The 17,845-nt window shown below is 47.1% G+C and carries 16 protein-coding genes, 1 rRNA gene, 1 pseudogene and 2 riboswitches; of the genes and pseudogenes, 4 read left to right on the forward strand and 14 right to left on the reverse strand.

The window, feature by feature from the left end; genetic code table 11:
- The 9 genes and pseudogenes from J2S00_RS10015 to J2S00_RS10055 form a co-directional block, all read right to left on the reverse strand.
- A 16S ribosomal RNA gene (locus J2S00_RS10015) occupies positions 1–298 on the reverse strand; the annotation flags it as partial.
- A 564-nt stretch (positions 299–862) separates the two neighbouring features.
- Positions 863–3,319 carry a DNA gyrase subunit A gene (gene gyrA, locus J2S00_RS10020; RefSeq protein WP_307338980.1) on the reverse strand — a complete coding sequence of 819 codons (2,457 nt, stop codon included), beginning with the start codon at positions 3,317–3,319 and terminating at the stop codon, positions 863–865.
- Positions 3,320–3,424: 105 nt separating this feature from the next.
- A complete protein-coding gene (modB, locus tag J2S00_RS10025) occupies positions 3,425–4,105 on the reverse strand; it encodes a molybdate ABC transporter permease subunit (protein ID WP_307338983.1) in 681 nt (226 codons plus the stop codon).
- Positions 4,106–4,304: 199 nt separating this feature from the next.
- Positions 4,305–5,447 (reverse strand): cation:proton antiporter, encoded by a 1,143-nt coding sequence (locus tag J2S00_RS10030; RefSeq protein WP_307338987.1) that lies wholly within the window; start codon positions 5,445–5,447, stop codon positions 4,305–4,307.
- Positions 5,448–5,450: 3 nt separating this feature from the next.
- On the reverse strand, positions 5,451–5,942 hold the full coding sequence (locus J2S00_RS10035) for a cation:proton antiporter regulatory subunit (protein ID WP_307338990.1): 492 nt from the start codon (positions 5,940–5,942) through the stop codon (positions 5,451–5,453).
- A 201-nt stretch (positions 5,943–6,143) separates the two neighbouring features.
- A complete protein-coding gene (gene mgtE / locus J2S00_RS10040; RefSeq protein WP_307338992.1) occupies positions 6,144–7,508 on the reverse strand; it encodes a magnesium transporter in 1,365 nt (454 codons plus the stop codon).
- Positions 7,509–7,791: 283 nt separating this feature from the next.
- A riboswitch (M-box (ykoK) riboswitch) is annotated at positions 7,792–7,958 on the reverse strand.
- Positions 7,959–8,092: 134 nt separating this feature from the next.
- The gene (locus tag J2S00_RS10045; protein WP_307338995.1) at positions 8,093–9,532 is read right to left on the reverse strand and encodes an NCS2 family permease; all 1,440 of its coding nucleotides are present in this window, start codon (positions 9,530–9,532) and stop codon (positions 8,093–8,095) included.
- 62 nt (positions 9,533–9,594) lie between these two features.
- Positions 9,595–9,816, reverse strand: a pseudogene (locus J2S00_RS10050) (type I phosphoribosyltransferase); the annotation flags it as partial.
- 259 nt (positions 9,817–10,075) lie between these two features.
- A riboswitch (purine riboswitch) is annotated at positions 10,076–10,177 on the reverse strand.
- The gene (locus tag J2S00_RS10055) at positions 10,172–11,110 is read right to left on the reverse strand and encodes a selenium metabolism-associated LysR family transcriptional regulator (RefSeq protein ID WP_307338997.1); all 939 of its coding nucleotides are present in this window, start codon (positions 11,108–11,110) and stop codon (positions 10,172–10,174) included. It overlaps the preceding riboswitch by 6 nt.
- Before the next feature lie 163 nt (positions 11,111–11,273).
- Here J2S00_RS10055 and J2S00_RS10060 point away from each other — a divergent pair, with 163 nt between their 5' ends.
- The gene (locus J2S00_RS10060; RefSeq protein ID WP_307339000.1) at positions 11,274–11,825 is read left to right on the forward strand and encodes a peroxiredoxin; all 552 of its coding nucleotides are present in this window, start codon (positions 11,274–11,276) and stop codon (positions 11,823–11,825) included.
- A gap of 70 nt (positions 11,826–11,895) precedes the next feature.
- Complete coding sequence (locus J2S00_RS10065; protein ID WP_307339003.1) at positions 11,896–12,339, forward strand: TlpA disulfide reductase family protein; 444 nt, start codon at positions 11,896–11,898, stop codon at positions 12,337–12,339.
- Between the two features lie 130 nt (positions 12,340–12,469).
- Here J2S00_RS10065 and J2S00_RS10070 read toward each other — a convergent pair whose 3' ends face one another.
- Both J2S00_RS10070 and J2S00_RS10075 read right to left on the reverse strand, forming a co-directional pair.
- Positions 12,470–13,375: an NAD(P)/FAD-dependent oxidoreductase gene (locus J2S00_RS10070; protein ID WP_307339006.1), complete on the reverse strand. Its 906-nt coding sequence runs from the start codon at positions 13,373–13,375 to the stop codon at positions 12,470–12,472.
- A 17-nt stretch (positions 13,376–13,392) separates the two neighbouring features.
- Positions 13,393–13,548 (reverse strand): hypothetical protein, encoded by a 156-nt coding sequence (locus tag J2S00_RS10075; RefSeq protein ID WP_307339009.1) that lies wholly within the window; start codon positions 13,546–13,548, stop codon positions 13,393–13,395.
- A 4-nt stretch (positions 13,549–13,552) separates the two neighbouring features.
- On the opposite strand from J2S00_RS10075, the gene J2S00_RS10080 reads away from it, so the two are divergent.
- Both J2S00_RS10080 and J2S00_RS10085 read left to right on the forward strand, forming a co-directional pair.
- Complete coding sequence (locus J2S00_RS10080; RefSeq protein WP_307339012.1) at positions 13,553–14,002, forward strand: helix-turn-helix transcriptional regulator; 450 nt, start codon at positions 13,553–13,555, stop codon at positions 14,000–14,002.
- A 234-nt stretch (positions 14,003–14,236) separates the two neighbouring features.
- Positions 14,237–14,482: a YvrJ family protein gene (locus tag J2S00_RS10085; protein ID WP_307339015.1), complete on the forward strand. Its 246-nt coding sequence runs from the start codon at positions 14,237–14,239 to the stop codon at positions 14,480–14,482.
- A 64-nt stretch (positions 14,483–14,546) separates the two neighbouring features.
- On the opposite strand, the gene gyrB is transcribed toward J2S00_RS10085, so the two are convergent.
- From gyrB to recF, 3 genes are read right to left on the reverse strand one after another with little or no spacing between them, the layout of a single operon-like run.
- Positions 14,547–16,460: a DNA topoisomerase (ATP-hydrolyzing) subunit B gene (gene gyrB / locus J2S00_RS10090; protein ID WP_307339017.1), complete on the reverse strand. Its 1,914-nt coding sequence runs from the start codon at positions 16,458–16,460 to the stop codon at positions 14,547–14,549.
- On the reverse strand, positions 16,460–16,720 hold the full coding sequence (gene remB, locus J2S00_RS10095) for an extracellular matrix regulator RemB (protein WP_307339020.1): 261 nt from the start codon (positions 16,718–16,720) through the stop codon (positions 16,460–16,462). Before remB ends, gyrB begins: the two co-directional genes overlap by 1 nt.
- 13 nt (positions 16,721–16,733) lie before the next feature.
- Positions 16,734–17,843 carry a DNA replication/repair protein RecF gene (recF, locus tag J2S00_RS10100; protein ID WP_307339023.1) on the reverse strand — a complete coding sequence of 370 codons (1,110 nt, stop codon included), beginning with the start codon at positions 17,841–17,843 and terminating at the stop codon, positions 16,734–16,736.
- Between the last annotated feature and the right edge of the window lie 2 nt (positions 17,844–17,845).

Raw genomic sequence — 17,845 nt, forward strand, 5'->3', positions numbered from 1 at the left:
CTTGGTGAGCCGTTACCTCACCAACCAGCTAATGCGCCGCAGGCCCATCTGTAAGCGATAGCCTTGCGGCCATCCTTTCAATCCCTTCCCATGCGAAAAGAGATCCCATCCGGTATTAGCCCCGGTTTCCCGGAGTTATCCCGGTCTTACAGGCAGGTTGCCTACGTGTTACTCACCCGTCCGCCGCTCGATCCACTTTCGTCCACCCGAAGGCTTCGGAAAGCTTCACGCGCTCGACTTGCATGTATTAGGCGTGCCGCCAGCGTTCGTCCTGAGCCAGGATCAAACTCTCCGACGCACACGGACGTGCTAGTGCCGGCGTTGTCGCAGGACGCGACGCTTTTAGCCGGCCTTCCGCCGTCCATGTAAATGATTAACTTCATCCCCAAAGGAATGAGCCTCGCACGCTTGTGCTTTGTTCAGTTTTCAAGGTTCCGACGCGCTGGATGCGCTAGTGCTGACACCGTCACAGGATGTGACGTCTTTAGTCAGTTGTTTTTGAAGCGACGTTACTCAATATAACACAGATAAACTTTTGTGTCAACACTCAATTTTCATTTTCATTAGTTTGAATCCGCCTTTCAAGGCGATGAAAAATAATATACCATAGCAAATCCCAAAACACAACCCCCTTTTTTATAATTTCTTTGGTTTTACATATTAGGGGATGATAGTCGGAGAAGGGGTTTTTCTGTTGGCTTTCGCATTGGTCATTTCATTACTTTGGACACCAGGGACAGCAGAAGCTGGTTAACCCCGATGGTGCAGAAGGTGATGTAAATTGGGACACATCCCAAACAGCTACAGCGACATCCGCAACAAAAGCATGCGGTGCCGCTGTTTAAAATTTATCGTGGATTGATCACGATTCATTTTCCTCGTCCAGTTTTTGCTGAGCCTCCTCTGTCACCTGTACCTTGGCCACAGTGGCTACTTCTTCTTCATCCTGCAAGCGGATCAGACGAACGCCACGAGCATACCGGCTAAGCTGTGACACATCATTCACATGGATGCGGATGATTAACCCGCTGGAAGTTACTAGCATAAAGTCATCATGGGGAGCAACAGTCTTCAAGCCAACCACTTCGTATTGCTCATCAGTCACATTAAACGTTTTAATCCCTATACCGCCACGTGTTTGGGCTCGATATTCATCAATCGGGGTGCGCTTACCATATCCTTTTCTGGAGACGATCATCACATCGTGATCTTCTTTAACAACATCCATACCAATCACTTCATCATCATCACGCAGGGTGATTCCCTTCACCCCTGTCGCGGCACGTCCCATCACTCTGACATCTTGTTCCGAGAACCGAATAGCCATTCCTTTTTTCGTGCCCATGATGATCTCTTGCTGGCCATCTGTCAGGCGGACAGAGATAAGCTCATCATCATCCCGTAAGTTGATGGCAAACAGACCGGCGCGGCGCACATGTTCAAAAGCATCAAGTGCGGTCCGCTTGACAATCCCGCAACGGGTAGCAAAAAACAAATAGCGACTAGGCTGATAATTCTCAACCTGGATCAGCGCCGTGATATATTCATCTTTTTCAATTTGAATCAGGTTAATAATTGGCAACCCGCGGGCTGTCCGCCCCAATTCCGGAATTTCGTAGGCTTTTAAACGATAAACACGCCCTTTGTTTGTAAACAGTAAGATGAAATCATGAGTGTTAGCTACAAACAGATGTTCAACAAAATCATCATCTTTGGTCCCCAAACCTGTAATGCCTCGCCCCCCACGTTTTTGACTGCGATAGGTGGTCACAGGCAAACGTTTAATGTACCCCTTATGGGTAAGGGAAATAACAACTTCTTCTTGGGGAATGAGGTCTTCATCTTCAATGAGATCAACGGCAACAGTAATTTCAGTCCGCCGTTCATCATTGTATTTCTCCTTGATTTCATTTAATTCTTCTTTGATCACATTTAAAATTTTACGTTCATCAGCTAAGATAGCCTTTAAATCTGCAATTTTAGCCAGCAGCTCTTGGTATTCATTTTCAATCTTTTCCCGTTCCAAGCCGGTCAGGCGCTGCAAGCGCATGTCCAAAATCGCTTGAGCCTGTTCTGCCGTCAGGTTGAAATTGCTCATCAAACCGCTTTTCGCTTCTTCCGTTGTCCGGGATGAACGAATGAGATCAATCACCGCATCAAGATGATCAAGGGCGACGCGCAAACCTTCCAAAATATGGGCGCGCGCTTCCGCCTTGCGCAGGTCGTACTCGGTACGGCGGCGAATGACTTCTTTTTGATGGTCCAGATAAAACTTTAATACTTGCTTCAGATTCAGCACTTTAGGTTCGCCGTCGACCAGAGCCAGCATATTGATGCCAAAAGTGGTTTGTAAAGCTGTCTGTTTATACAAGTTATTCAAAACCACATTGGCGTTCACATCACGGCGCAATTCAATGACGACACGCATGCCGTTGCGGTCCGATTCATCACGAAGGTCTGTAATGCCGTCAATTTTTTTCTCCCGGACCAGTTCGGCGATTTTTTCTATTAATTTTGCTTTATTGACCTGATAAGGCAATTCATCGACAATGATGCGCTGCTTACCTTTATCATCTACTTCAATATTGGTCTTGGCACGTAAAGTAATCGTGCCCCGGCCAGTGTTATACGCCCTTCTGATCCCTGAGGTTCCTAAGATCTGGGCACCTGTCGGAAAGTCCGGACCGGGAATAAATTCCATCAAATCTGCCACTGTGGCATCGGGATGGTCAATGAGATGATGCAAAGCATCGATCACTTCACCCAATTGGTGGGGCGGCACGTTGGTGGCCATGCCCACAGCTATGCCAGCGGCACCATTGACCAAAAAGTTGGGAAAGCGTGATGGAAGGACAACAGGTTCTTTCTCCTGACCATCGTAGTTATCTTGATAATCAATCGTTTCTTTATGGATATCACGTAACAGTTCCGTGGCGATTTTGGCCATTTTGGCTTCCGTGTAACGCATGGCCGCCGCGGCATCCCCATCGATAGACCCAAAGTTGCCATGGCCGTCAATCAACGGATAGCGGTAGGAAAAGTCTTGAGCCATGCGCACCAGCGTATCATAAACGGCCATATCACCATGGGGGTGATATTTACCGATCACTTCACCGACGATTCTGGCTGATTTTTTATAAGGTTTATCCGGTGTCATGCCCAGTTCATTCATGGCAAACAAAATGCGCCGGTGAACGGGCTTCAAACCGTCGCGTACATCGGGCAAAGCACGGCTGACAATGACGCTCATGGCATAATCCATGAACGAATTGCGCATCTCCTGGCCTATATTAACCTCTTTAATTCGTTGTTCAGCCATTAACTGCATACCTCCGTTTACCGGGATCCTTCTAGATCCAAGCCTCAATTCTAGTTTTGCCATATTTTAATAAAGCTAAATCTATGGACATGAACGAGACGCTTGCTAAGGTCGCTTTAACAGACGAGAAATCACCAGCAGCATCAACAAGGTGGTACCACTTAACACGACAGCCATCAGGTGGGCATCAGTCATCCGGTTGGCTTGTACTGCATCATAGATGGCGATGGCCAGTGTTTGCGTTTGGCCGGGAATGTTACCAGCTACCATCAGAGTGGCTCCAAATTCCCCCATTGCTCTGGCAAAACCAAGCACCAATCCGGCTAAAATCCCTCTGTAGCTGAGAGGCAACATGATGTACACAAATAATTGCCATCTGTTGGCTCCATCCAGCTGGGCTGCCTTTAAAATTTCAGTTTCTATTCCTTCAAATGCCGTTTGAACGGGCCGGATGATTAAAGGCAATGAGGCAATAGCAGCAGCAATGACAGCCGCTTTCCAGGTGAAAACAATGGGTGAGCCTGTCCATTGTTCTATTGCGCGCCCCACTATGCCTTCCCGGCCGATCAGCAGCAACAGGTAATAACCCACGACCGTTGGCGGCAGGACAAGGGGAATGGTGGTCAACAAGGACAGCACTTGGGTCCAGCGGTTCTGCCACTGAGTAAACATCCAGGCACACATCAAACCAAAAAGCAACCCAAGCAGCGTAGCTATTGTCGCAACTTTTAACGACAAATAAAGCGGAAAAAAAATGGTCGTCATCATAGCTCCTAACTGTGACATTATGGTGATTGGACTCCATATTCTCTGAGAATCTCTTGCCCCTTGACGGACAAGATAAAGTCACTAAACTGCCGGGCCTCCTCTTTCTGTTTACTTTCCCATGAAGACAAGTCGTTTTTTTATGGCATGAAGTCTCAATATTCTTATTGTACCACAACATGGCTTAGATGGGGGATTGATTGGACTGGTCCTTACTTGATTACCGTTGGCCGTAAACATAACGGGTGATTTTTGGTGCAAATTGGAATAGGACAATGCCGATCAAAGCGGAAAACAAAATAAACAGACCGCTGAACAGGACAAAGGGTCCGGAAGCCAAGCTGGCAATGATCACTGAAAATTCACCCCGTTGGGTAAAGGAAAAACCAGCCCGCAAAGCCACTTTTTTGGACAAGCCATACCAGCGCCCACCAATCACGCAAACGAGAATTTTAGCGATAATCGACCAGGCTAACAAGATGAGCAACAATCCCAGATAGGGAATCTTTTCACCCAAAGCAATGGTTGTGCCGAAATAAACAAAGAACAAAGGGAGAAAAAGATCACGTACAGGCAAGATCAACGGTTCCAAAACCTCTGTGCGTCTGGCTTCAGCCAGCATAATGCCAGCCAAAAATGCCCCCAATACCTCTGATAATTCCATATATAAAGCCAATCCGCCGTAACTGAGGGCGATGCCGACCAAGAATAAGATAAACAGATCTTGGTTAACATAACGTTCAAAAAAGGGACCCAGCTTGGCAAATAACAAGCGGCCCAATACAATGGCACCTGCCATCAGCAAGATGACTTTGATCAGTATCCAAATAAAATCCAGGCCCGTCAGCCCATTCCCTGCTGTTAAAGCAACCAATAGCGTCACCACAATCGGTGCGACAATATCTTCAAAGATCAGAACGGCCAGCATAAATTCCGATTCCGGGTTGGCCATCCGCTTGGAACTTTCCAACAATTTGACGGTGATGGATGAGCTTGTCGCATAAACCACGCCACCAATCATAAACGCGGTGACCCAATCCAAGCCAAACAGGTAAGCAATGCCCATCGTCACACCTAAACTGAGTACCACATCCAGCATTCCTGCCGGCAACACCCTTTTAGCAATGTCGGCCAGACGTTTGATGGGAAACTCCAGCCCCAGCAGAAAGAACAATAATATAATCCCGACTTCCCCAGCAATATGTAACAATTTATGATCGGACAAGATTCCCCCCAACACAACTCCTACCAAGATAAACACAACGACCCCGGGGATCCTGATTTTCAGGCCAATATACCCCGCTAAAAAAAGTAACAGCAGGATGAGACCCGCCCCCAACAGCACAGGGAATTGCCCTTCCACCGATTATACCTCCTCCCCGCGGCATAAAGCCTTAAAGGAACTGATCTGATCACTCTTTCCTGCCGCCATCAGGGTGTCTCCGGGTTTTAATACTTCATCAACTTCCGGACTGACAATGACCTCATCCCCCCGTACAATGGCCATAATCGATGCACCTGTTTTGGTTCTAATCCGGGCCTCTTTGATGGTTTGATTGGCCACCGGAGATTGGGGCGCCAGTTCTACCCATTCCATCACCAGCTTATTTTTAAACATTTTCATCGTATCCGCATCAATAGGCTGATAGGTAGCACCCAAAAACTGGGCCCCCAGTTCCCGTGTCTCATTCGCTGTCAATTCAAGACTGTAATCAGCCTCATCTCCGTCAGGATCCTCAAAAAAATACAGTTCCCGTTTACCGGAATGATGAATAATCAGCACCAGCATCTTACCTTCAGCTGTCAGAAACGAAAGCTTCTTCCCGATTCCGGGCAAATCAGCCATTTTTACCTGCATACGCCTCATCCTCCACATCGCTGTTTATATGTCGATCTTATCATTTGCCACCTGTTGAGGCAAAAGGCTTTGGCCTTTTTGGTCTTGAATCATTTAAAAAAGTGCAGCTTCCCATGGAGGTGAAAACTGCACTTTACCGTTACGATGAACATCTTGTCAGCATTGATATTCACAAAAATAACAAATGGCGTACATTCCTCACTATAAATACTGCAGCAACGCTGTGGCAATGGAGAAGTAAATTAACAGCGCGATGATATCGTTCAGGGTAGTAATGAACGGGCCGGAAGCAACGGCCGGGTCAATGCGCAATTTGTTAATGATCAAGGGAATAATGGCTCCGATAACAGTAGCAACACTTAAGGCAGCCAACAGGGAAGACGCTACAATCACCCCTAAGACCAAATCGCCGTCATAAATGACAGGGACTGTTAAAACCAACACCAGGGAACAGATGAGTCCCAGCATGACACCAGTGCCCAGCTCCCGTTTTAACAATTTGCCCACGCCAACCCGGTCAAGGGTCCCCAAGGCCAGACTGCGCACAACAACTGCTAAAGTTTGAGTACCAGTATTCCCAGCAGAGCCCATTATTAAGGGAATAAACACAGCAAGCCGTGCCACAGCCTCTAGTGTCTCTTCAAATTGACCTATCACCCCGGCTGAAATCAGACCCAGAAAAGCCAGCATTAAGATCCAGGGTGCCCGCTTCTTGGCTGCATCGAACGAGGACAGTTGCAGATCTACCGCCCCTCTTGCTGCCGAGATCTCCCCTATATCTTCAGTCACCTCTTCTTCCACAACATCCATGACGTCATCCACGGTGACAATGCCGACCAGCTTGCCCTGCTTGCTGATGACCGGAACCGCTAAAAAGTCATATTTTTTAATCACGTCGGCCACTTCTTCCTGGTCATCCAGAACCGACACGGAGACGACACGGGTACTCATGATTTCCTCTACCAGCTGGTCATCCCGGGCCACAATCAAATCGCGCAAGGACACAACACCGACCAGTTTGCGCTGTTCATTTACCACATACAAGTAATAGATCGTTTCTGCATCAGGCGCCTGTTCTTTTAAGCGCTGGAGGACATGACTTACTTTATCCTTGGTAGCCAGGGCAATAAATTCCGTAGTCATAATCGCCCCGGCTGTTTCATCCGGATAAGCAAGCAGGTTTTTAATGTCCTGGGCATCTTTTTGCCCCATGTTGTTCAGGTACGTTTCAGCCATAATGTCAGGCAGTTCGCCTAAAAAATCAGCCAAATCATCGGCCGACATACTGTTAAACATAGCAATAGCAAAAGTTTGGTCCAGCTCCGTAATGTATTCTTTTTGCTGCTCCAGCTCAAGACCTTGGAAAATATCGGCAAATTCAGCTGGAGATAAACATTCGTACACACGCTGCCGCTGGCTTTGATCAAATGAAACAAATAATTCGACTTGGTCAGTCGGATGGAGTTCCAAAAACAGGTTGCGGAACGCCTTTATATTTTCTGCTTTTAAAGCGTTGATTACAGAACGGGTGTATTCTTCTTTATTTTTTTCATCCAGTTTAACCATTGAGACAACCTCCTTGTTCAGGAGTCCATCTCACCGCAAGACGTGATGAAAATGGACTGCCTGGTTTTAGAGTGAACCAAGGTATGCCTGAATATGACAAAAGGAGTACACTTTGAACCATAAAAAGTCTTACACCTGTAACTCCTCGAATCGCTATCCATTTTCATCACCCCTTTCAGACCACACTAAAAAGCACCTTCAACGAATGAAGGTGCTATCAATTGCAAATAAGGCAAGTTGAAGCAGGAGATTTAAGCAAAGTAAGATTTATCGCTTAAATCCCTGGTCCCTTCATTCGTTGAGCTTTGGCACTGTACGGCATAGGAGCCGGGCTCCAGCTACATTAGAAACGACCTTATGTCGATCGTTCCTGTTGACCCATTGGCGTCTTTGGACATTTCTGGGCAGTAGCGTGTCTCCGTACAGGAGCCTCACCTAACGAAGGCGTATGCTGCTGTCTTTAGATACCATACATGAATTAACAGGCCGTGTCAATGGGTTTGTTAAGGCTGCCCTTTCTGCTGGTCATGAATCTCATCACACTTTCCATACAGCACTCTTTGGTTAACTTGAAGGAAAGATCACTAAGATTCTTGTTCTAACGAAGGCGTATGCTCCTTAGCTTGCTCAGTTTCTGCCTGATGGGCTAGAGAGGCATACGAGTAGGTCAGGAAAAAGAGGCCCATGACGATATAGCCGATGGCAAATTGCAGATCTGAGTTAAAGCCTAACTCTGGGGCATGCATCAGCCCGGCAAAGGAGAACAGGGCGCCAATAAAGGCAAAAACAGCCCCTTTTAACAGTTGACGGTCAATGATCCACACCGTAATCGCCCCCAAGATAATACCGGTAAACATGGCCCCTTGACCCAAAGGCACGATGCCGGTGGAAACACCTTCCACCACTTCGCCAGCCTGATTATTAAATCGGGTCATGACGTAGTTGGCCAAATAAGGTAACATTGCAATGGCCACAGCGGGATAATATTTTGCTTCATTGGCTTTAAACGCCGTGCCGATCATGGACAAACCGACAAAGACCAAAAGCGGCGCCACTACGGCGACAGGAATAATCGCCGACAAAGCGGCAATCAAGCCAAACGAGGCTGCCACAGCAAAAACAAGTGCATTTAACAGGCTGTATCCTCTTCCCGCTCCCATCCATTTGGAACCGACAGAAGCAATGTAGACGGTGGTGGGAAACGGACCGCCAAATAAGGCGCCAGCCATTGTCCCTATCCCGTCAACAGCCTGGCACTCGCGCACATCATACTTATCTCCATTGGCCGCCATGGCGTCCACGTTGTTCATGGTTTCGATGGCGTTATAAATCGTAATAGGCAAAATCACGGCAAACAAGGCCACCAGCGCCGTAAACAGATAAGCCAACCCCTCAAAAGCCGCTAATGTGGGCAACAGTGGATAAAAGCCAATATTAGACAAGCCCTCTCCGATTTTCTCTGCACTGACGCCCCCTGAAAAATAAGCCACAGCGGTTCCTGCTAACACCGCAAACAGAGAGGCCGGGATTTTGAACGGCATTGGCACTCTGCCCACAAGGCCCAGTAAAATAATAGCCAACACTAAAAGGCCCACCACTGGCATTTCAAAACTGCGGAACAGCATTTCACCGGCAATAAAGGTTAAGGCCACCCCTGCCAAAGCGCCTAATATAGCAGGTCTGGGTAAGTGCTGATGCACCCATTTGCCAATTAAACTGAACAAAACCTCGATCAAGCCACTGATGAAACAGGCTGCCACTGTTATTTTCCAGGCTAAGTGCGGATCACCAGTCACTGTTTTAGCCGGAAGCAACACCCCAAATAGAAAGACAAACATAACCGGTGTGCTAATCCCGTAAGACAGAGCAGTCACATCGCTACGTCCTTCTTTAACAGCCAAACGTTTAGCCAGATGGGCATAATACAGATTGCCAATGATCACTGCCACGGCAGCACCGGGAATCACTTGTCCAAAGACCAGACTGGCTGGAAAACCCATGCCCAGCATGGTGACTGCAATCACCACAAAATTGGCCAGGTTATTTTGAAACAGCGCAAAAAACGCGTCAGTATCCTCTTTTTTGCACCCAGCTCAATACCAGTGGTTAGAGCAACAGCAATGCCCGATGACTCCACGGTCACGATTTTGGTAACAGGACGTCCTTGACTAAAAGCTGCTGCAAAGGTTCGTCCAATGTCGACCATCAGTTGTGGATCCAATTGGTGGTTCAAAAACGAATCCACTTTTAGCACCTGATCGGACAAAGCAAGCCCTTCCTGACGAATTTTTTCCTTTAATCTTTCCATCAACGCTCCCTCCATAAGAAAAGCTACTATAGAGCCTGTTCGCAAACACATTCGATCAATAAAAAACCCGGCACAATGTCTTCCTACAAGTGAAAGACATCGCACCGGGTCCATAATTGAAGCAGCGGAGAATTAGCCCTCTCAAAAAGGCACGACAAATATAACCTCTCCCCTAACCCTGTTAGCAAAAAATAAAAGCCCTCTCAAAAAGGCAGAGCAAACAAAGTGTACAGGATCTGGGACAGGTATCAGGTGTACCCTTGTGATGCGTTTCACTCGTAGTCGGCCCATTTACGGTGGGCCGGTAGAGACTCCCGAGCCATATTCCCAGGATTATACGAGCGTGGTATGTGGTTTAAGTCCCATTATAATGCTTTGAACCAAAATTGCAACTGTCTTTTCCTTCCCATTGTTCGTAAAAGGATGTTAACGAATTTGTAGATGCTAGATGAATAAGCTCTCTGATTGCAAGCTGAGTCCCACGTGCAGGTAAATAAACGGCAAAAAACTCCCGCTCTATGGGTAGTTCAGCCAAAATTTTGATCTGATTGGCTTGTACAGCACGCCGGGCGGCAATATCGGAGACAATGGAGTACCCCAAACCAGCTGCCACCATAGAAATGACCGACTCAGTATGTTCCACCTTGGCCACACATTTTAAATCCCTGACAGAATATCCCCACTGATTCAACCCTTTTTCTGCGGCTCTCCATGTTCCTGAATGTTCACTTCTAAAGATGAATGGCTGATCTTTAATATCTTCAAAACCGACAATGTTTTCTGTATGTTGTGATCCAATAATGACCAGGTTATCCTTGGCAATCAGTTGAGATTCAAGTGTCTTCTCAAGAGGGGAGATACCCACAAAGCCAATATCGATTTGCTCAGTGGCCACCAGCTCCACTACCCGTTCAGACTCATGGATAGCCACTTGTACTTCCACCTGGGGGTAACAGTCCCAAAACTTTTGCAAAATAGAGGGGATTAAATAGGTACCTGGGATGCTGCTGGCTCCAATTTTAATCAATCCCTGCACATCCCCACGCAGGGAAGCGCATTGTTCAACTACTTTTTGCCAGTTTTCAAGCAGAGCCGGACCATAGCGCAACAAAATGCGCCCCCCTTCAGTTGGCTCCAGTGTATCCCGGTGCAAAAGGGGAACACCCAGCTCCTTCTCCAGGGTTTTAATTTGCTTGCTGACAGCCGGCTGGCTCATATTCAATATTTGAGCCACCGTTGAAAAATTTCTGTGTTCGACCGCCATAATAAATGTTCTGATCCGTTTTAAGTTCATATTTCCTCACCATAACTTTTTGTTATGAGCATTATAATTGTTTGTTATTGATTAATAAGGTTAAAATAGTGATGTAATTCCGTTTGGTTATAGGATTTAAGACAAGCTTTATCTCCAGTATAGCCAAACGGAACAAAACATGAAACACAGGAGGTTGAAAAGGATGCCAGTGGAAAGATTAGTCGGCAAACCGGCACCCCGGTTTGAAATGGATGCTGTCATGCCCAACAAAGAATTTGGAAAGGTCAGCTTGGAAGAAATCATGAAGCAAGGCAAGTGGACTGTCCTTTTCTTCTACCCCATGGATTTCACTTTTGTTTGCCCCACTGAGATTATTGCTCTCAGTGACCGCTATGACGAATTTGCAGATTTGGATGCGGAAGTGATCGGTGTTTCCACCGACACCATCCATACTCACAAGGCTTGGATTAACACTCCCCGTGACCTAAACGGATTGGGTGAACTTAACTATCCCCTTGCTGCTGATACCAACCATCAAGTTTCCAAAGAATATGGAGTGTTAATCGAAGAGCAAGGGATCGCTCTAAGGGGACTGTTCATCATTAATCCAGAGGGCGAATTAATGTACTCTGTTGTACATCATAACAACATCGGACGCGATGTGGACGAAGTACTCCGTGTCCTGCAAGCTTTGCAAACTGGGGGTTTATGTCCGGCTAACTGGAAACCTGGGCAAGAAACACTGAAGGTTTAGGATCAATGGGAGAGACGGCTAGTCAAGCCTTCTCTTCTTTTTATCCTTCCAAAGGAAAGAAGGGCTAACCATGAAACTACGCACCCCCATGCCTGAGCTGGATGGGGCCACCGAATGGCTGAACGGAAAGGTAAGCCGGGAGGACCTCATCGGGGAAAAACCAACTTTGATCCACTTCTGGTCTGTCAGTTGTCAATTGTGCAAAGAGGCAATGCCCCAGGTGAATCAGTTCCGGGATGAGTACAAGGACCAGCTGAACGTAGTGGCTGTGCATATGCCCCGTTCGGAAGCTGATCTGGACATTGACAAGGTGAAAGCCGTTGCCCTCGAGCACAACATCACCCAACCTATTTTCGTGGATAATGAACACAAGCTGACTGATGCCTTTGAAAACCAATATGTACCCGCTTACTACGTTTTTGACAAAGAAGGAAAACTGCGTCACTTTCAAGCGGGTGACAGTGGCATGCAGCTGTTAACCAAACGGGTTAACCGCATTTTGAATGAAAACTAAGTTGCCTTGCGTATACTTAATCTTCTCTTCTCTTTGCATAAAATGAGAGCTGTTTTTCTAAGAGTATACCCCTCGGAAAACAGCTCTCTTTTCTTCATCATCTGTAGTGGACAGCATATGAAGCAGACTGTTAGTGTTCTCCCAGTAAACTTTTGTGAATCCAGATCGCCGCCTGACTGCCTTCTCCCATGGCAATGGTCACTTGTTCTGAATGAACAGTCACATCACCAGCGGCCCAGACATGTTTCACATTGGTCATCTTGGTGCGGGGATCGGTCACAATATGTTTGTTTTCCAGCCGTTCTACCCCAAGCTGGGCAGCCAGGTCCGATTTAACCTCATTGCCTCCAAAGGCTAAAAAGCCCCGTTCTGCTTCCACCATTTGGCCGCTTCGTAAACGGACTCCGCATATACGCCATTCTTCATCACCTGTCACGATGTGTTCTGCAGGCTCCTGAAGATGGGGAATGGACTTGGAGGCCAGCTGCAGGCTAAGTTCTTCGGGAAGCGGCTGCTGCTCATGATTAATATAGGTGACGTCTTTTGTCCAATACGTTAAAGTTAAAGCCATATGCGCTCCGCTCTTGCCTGAGCCCAGAACAACCGTTTTTTTATTGCGCACCTCATACCCGTCACAGTCAGGACAAATGTAGACCGTTAATCCCAAACAGGGAATCAATCCGGGAAGGGGAGGAAAACGATCCAGCACACCTGTAGCCAACAACAGGCGTTTACCCCGGTACACGTCTCCGTTTTTTACACTTACCACAAATTGGCCGCCTACTTTTTCCACGTGTACGGCTTCATCCTGCACAAAGGAAATTCCCAATGCTTGGGCATGCTGCTGGCCAAGCTGACGCAGCGTCTCTCCGCTTACCCCATCTGGCCAGCCCAGCAGGTTGTGATAGGAGCGGCACAATGTTGAACGCCCGTAACCAGTATCAATCACCAGCACATGACGCTGATAACGCCCCAGTTGGATGGCCGCTTGCAAACCGGCGATCCCACCACCGATAATAATACAATCGTAACTCATATACTCACCTTTTATCCTTATTTTCCTCTCGCATTTTCCGCTTCTTCCGCTATTTTTTTGGCCTCCTCCTCGTTAATGTTGGGTACGTCATGATCATAAGCCATATGCATACATACTCCTTTCGTTCGAATATTCGAATCTCCACCATGATACACATAATAATGACGATACATGTAGTTGCCGTTAAGGGAGGGATTTACACTGCAACCCCATCAAAGAGTCCGTTTTACCATTGAAGTCTCGCTGGATACAGCTGAACGCATTTGGAACATTGTTCATGTGACCAATTATCACTTGAAACACAATGGGAAACGCATCTCTCCGGAAGATGTCATTAAAATCGGCACGCTGCGCTACATTGAACAATTTTATCGGGAACAAACCATCAGCAAGGTTCAGTGTTCCCTGGGCACTAGCTTTCCATTAAAAAACAAGATCAAAGCCTACATCAAACAAAAAGGCATCAGTGCTTCATCTCTGGCTGACAAGGCAGGGATCAGCAAAGGAACGTTATCGGATATCCTGAACAACAAACACCAGCCTTCTTTGGATACGTTTCTGCGCCTTTACGTCGCCTTGGACTGCCCGCCATTGGATGATATTCTGTACCGGGAGACTTCCGCCTGAAGTCTCCTTTCTCTTGTTTGGAGTTCGGCAAGCCGAATCAAGGTTCGAAGTTAATGCATTTTTTGGTTATTGGACATTCCCTGAACCGAATAAAGTGTAGTAAACCCATTGTTAACTAGTGTGAACAAATCCTGGCTGGGACATACACTGAATTGTTTTAAGGATATTTTTAATTAAGTATAAGGTCAACTGGTTTTGGCGAAAGCTGATGATCCCCGGAGGGTGTGAGGGAATATGACTGCTTTAAGCGAATGGTCTGCAGTGGTTCAGCTGTTGGCCAATGTTGGCTTTCCAGCCGCCGTTGCGATGTATCTGTTGTTTCGTTTTGAAAAACGAATTGGCAATCTAGAGCGTGCATTAGCCGATAATATCAAGGATAGGGAAAAGCAGGGGCCGGTGGTGCAATATATTATCTGCGCTCGGGAAAACCGGCCAGATAAAGGGACCCGTCTCCTGCTCAAACGAAAAAAGCACAATTAGACAAACGTACAATTAATGACAAAAAAGCTGCACTCCCTTGACAGGAAAGTGCAGCGATATATGCTTAAATGTCCAGATTACGCACGTATTTGGCATGCTCCTGGATAAAATCGCGGCGAGGCTCCACTTTGTCTCCCATCAGGGTTTCAAAGATGGCATCCGCCTCCATGGCATCGGTTAGACTAACCTGCAACAACGTGCGGCTTTCAGGATCCATGGTTGTTTCCCACAACTGGGTGGGATTCATTTCACCCAGTCCTTTGTAACGCTGAATGGAGGGTTTGGGATTGTCGGGCAGTTCCTTTAGTTTTTGCTCCAACTCACGGTCAGAATAGGCGTATAATACTTTTTTACCCTGGGCAATTTTGTACAAAGGAGGTTGGGCAATATACACATATCCCCGTTCGATCAACGGTTTCATATAACGGTAGAAAAAGGTGAGCAATAAGGTGCGGATATGGGCTCCGTCCACATCAGCATCCGTCATGATAATCACTTTATGATATCGCGCTTTGTCAATGTCAAACTCATCCCCGATCCCGGTTCCCAGTGCCGTGATAATGGCCCTGATTTCATTGTTGGACAATATTTTATCCAGCCGGGCCTTCTCCACATTGATAATTTTACCACGCAGAGGAAGAATGGCCTGAAAATGACGGTCGCGCCCCTGTTTGGCTGAACCTCCCGCTGAATCCCCCTCCACAATATACAGTTCGCTGATGGAAGCATCGCGGCTGGAGCAGTCGGCCAGTTTTCCGGGGAGGGAAGAGACTTCCAAAGCGTTTTTACGGCGGGTCAGTTCTCTCGCCTTTTTGGCTGCTTCCCGTGCCCGTTGGGCCATCAGCGATTTTTCCAGAATTTTTTTGGCTACGCTGGGGTTTTCATTTAAAAAAGTAAAGAAATGCCTGGAAAACAGGTGTTCAGTAATCCCGCGCACTTCACTGTTACCCAGTTTGGTTTTGGTTTGTCCTTCAAACTGGGGATCTGGTATTTTAACTGAGATCACCGCCGTTAATCCTTCGCGCACGTCATCCCCGGTCAGCTTGGTGTCCGTCTCTTTGATCAAGCCGTGTTTACGTCCGTAATCATTCAGCACCCTGGTCAAAGAGCTTTTAAAGCCTGATTCATGTGTGCCCCCCTCATAAGTGTGTATATTGTTGGCAAAAGAGAACAGGTTGCTGGTAAAACTGTCGTTATACTGGAGGGCAATCTCCACATAGATGCTTTCCTTTTCATCCTCAATATAAATGGGCTCATGCAACACTTCGCGGGCCCGATTGATATATTCTACGAAGGAGGCGATACCGCCTTCATAGTGGAACGCTTCTGTTTTGGGCTGCTCCTCACGTTCATCTGTAAACACAATTTTCAGGCCCTTGTTCAAAAAGGCCATCTCCCGAAGACGATTGCGTAAGGTTTCATAATCAAATTCAATTGTTTCCTGGAAGATTTCCGGGTCGGGCTTAAACGTGGTCGTAGTTCCTGTCCGGTCAGTCTGGCCAATCACTTTCAGATCAAAGTCGGGTACCCCCCTTTGATAGCGTTGATAATAGATATGGCCCTCACGGTGAACTTTGACCTCCAGCCACTCGGACAAAGCATTGACCACTGAAGCCCCGACACCATGCAGTCCTCCGGACACTTTATACCCCTCACCACCGAATTTACCACCAGCATGGAGCACAGTCATAATCACTTCAACAGCTGGACGGCCCATCTTTTCGTGAATTCCCACCGGAATGCCTCGTCCATTATCACTAACCGTGATGGAATTATCTTCATGGACAGTCACTTGGATTTCGGTGCAAAAACCGGCTAGTGCCTCGTCTACGCTGTTGTCCACAATTTCCCACACCATGTGGTGAAGACCTTTACTGCTGGTAGAGCCAATATACATGCCTGGCCGCTTACGTACAGCTTCTAATCCTTCCAAGACCTGTATCTGATTCTCATCATAAGCGTGTTCTTGTGTTGTCATCAGTGTTCACCTCTTTCTTGGTCCTCAGACAATCGGCGGCGGTTCAGGGTAAATGATGAGATAGGTGAGACATAGACCAGATGGTCCGTAATGATGATGGACTTAGATACGTTTTCTGTAATCCAGACGACTTTTCCCTGTTGTTCGTAATGGTCTAGAAATGCGGCGATGCTTTTGTCCAGGGAGCGTTTGCTGTAATCCAGGATAGCGACCACATCTTTATTTTGAATCACCACATCACCACCGAGGTGAATTAACATGTCGATCCCTCTTTCAGCCCGAGATTTGACCTTCCCGTACATGATAGACAGTCGCTTGATTCAGCAAGCGGCGGTCTATACCCTCTGTACTGGTGTTGGTCACAAAGGTTTGTACTTTATCTTGAATGGCTTCCAGGAGGTCAGTACGTCTGTGATCGTCCAGCTCTGATAATACATCATCTAACAAGAGTACAGGATATTCCCCGATTTCTTCCTTGATGAGCTCTATTTCGGCCAGCTTAAGGGATAAAGCGGTGGTGCGCTGCTGGCCCTGTGAGCCATAGGTGTGGACGTTGCGGCCGTTAACGGTAAAAATAAGATCATCCCGGTGAGGCCCGATCAGGGTGCTGCCCCGCCGCTCTTCCCTATCCCTAATCTCAGCAAATTGACGGGTGAGCACAGCGGTCATTTCTTGCTCACTCATGGCTTGATCAATCTCTGCCAGTGAATGGTAGCATATGGCTAACTTTTCTTTACCGTTGGAAATATGTCCATGGATCTCCCGGGCCCACTGTTCCAGTTTGCGCAGGAACTGAAAACGCTTCTGATAAAGTTTAACGGCCTTCCCAATCAGCTGGTGGGTAAACACATCAACCATGGGCCGGTGTTTGTTCCGTTCAGACCACTCTTTTAACAGGGCATTGCGCTGCATCAACAGTTTTTGATACCGCCCCAAATCATGCAGATAAGTGGGGCTCACTTGGCCCAGTTCCATATCAATAAAACGACGGCGCACCTGAGGACTCCCTTTGACGAGTTCGAGATCCTCAGGTGCAAACATCACCACATTTAAGGTACCGATATAATCGCTTAACCTTTTCTGTTCCAAGTGGTTCAATTTGGCCTTTTTTCCTTTGTGGGAAATCAGGAGCTCCAACGAGACGGAGCCATATTTTTTTTCTATGTCGGCGGCCAGGGTAGTATATGGCTGTTGCCACTGAATCAGTTCCTTATCCTTGGAGGTACGGTGTGATTTGGTCAGTGACAAGACATACAGTGATTCCAGCAGGTTGGTTTTCCCTTGTGCATTATCCCCAATAAAGAGATAGATGCCCGGTTGAAACTGAAGCTCCAGGGCGTGATAGTTACGATAGTGCTTTAAGGCTAAGCATTTGACATACAAAG

It is taken from the genome of Caldalkalibacillus uzonensis (assembly GCF_030814135.1).
GTDB lineage: Bacteria > Bacillota > Bacilli > Caldalkalibacillales > Caldalkalibacillaceae > Caldalkalibacillus > Caldalkalibacillus uzonensis.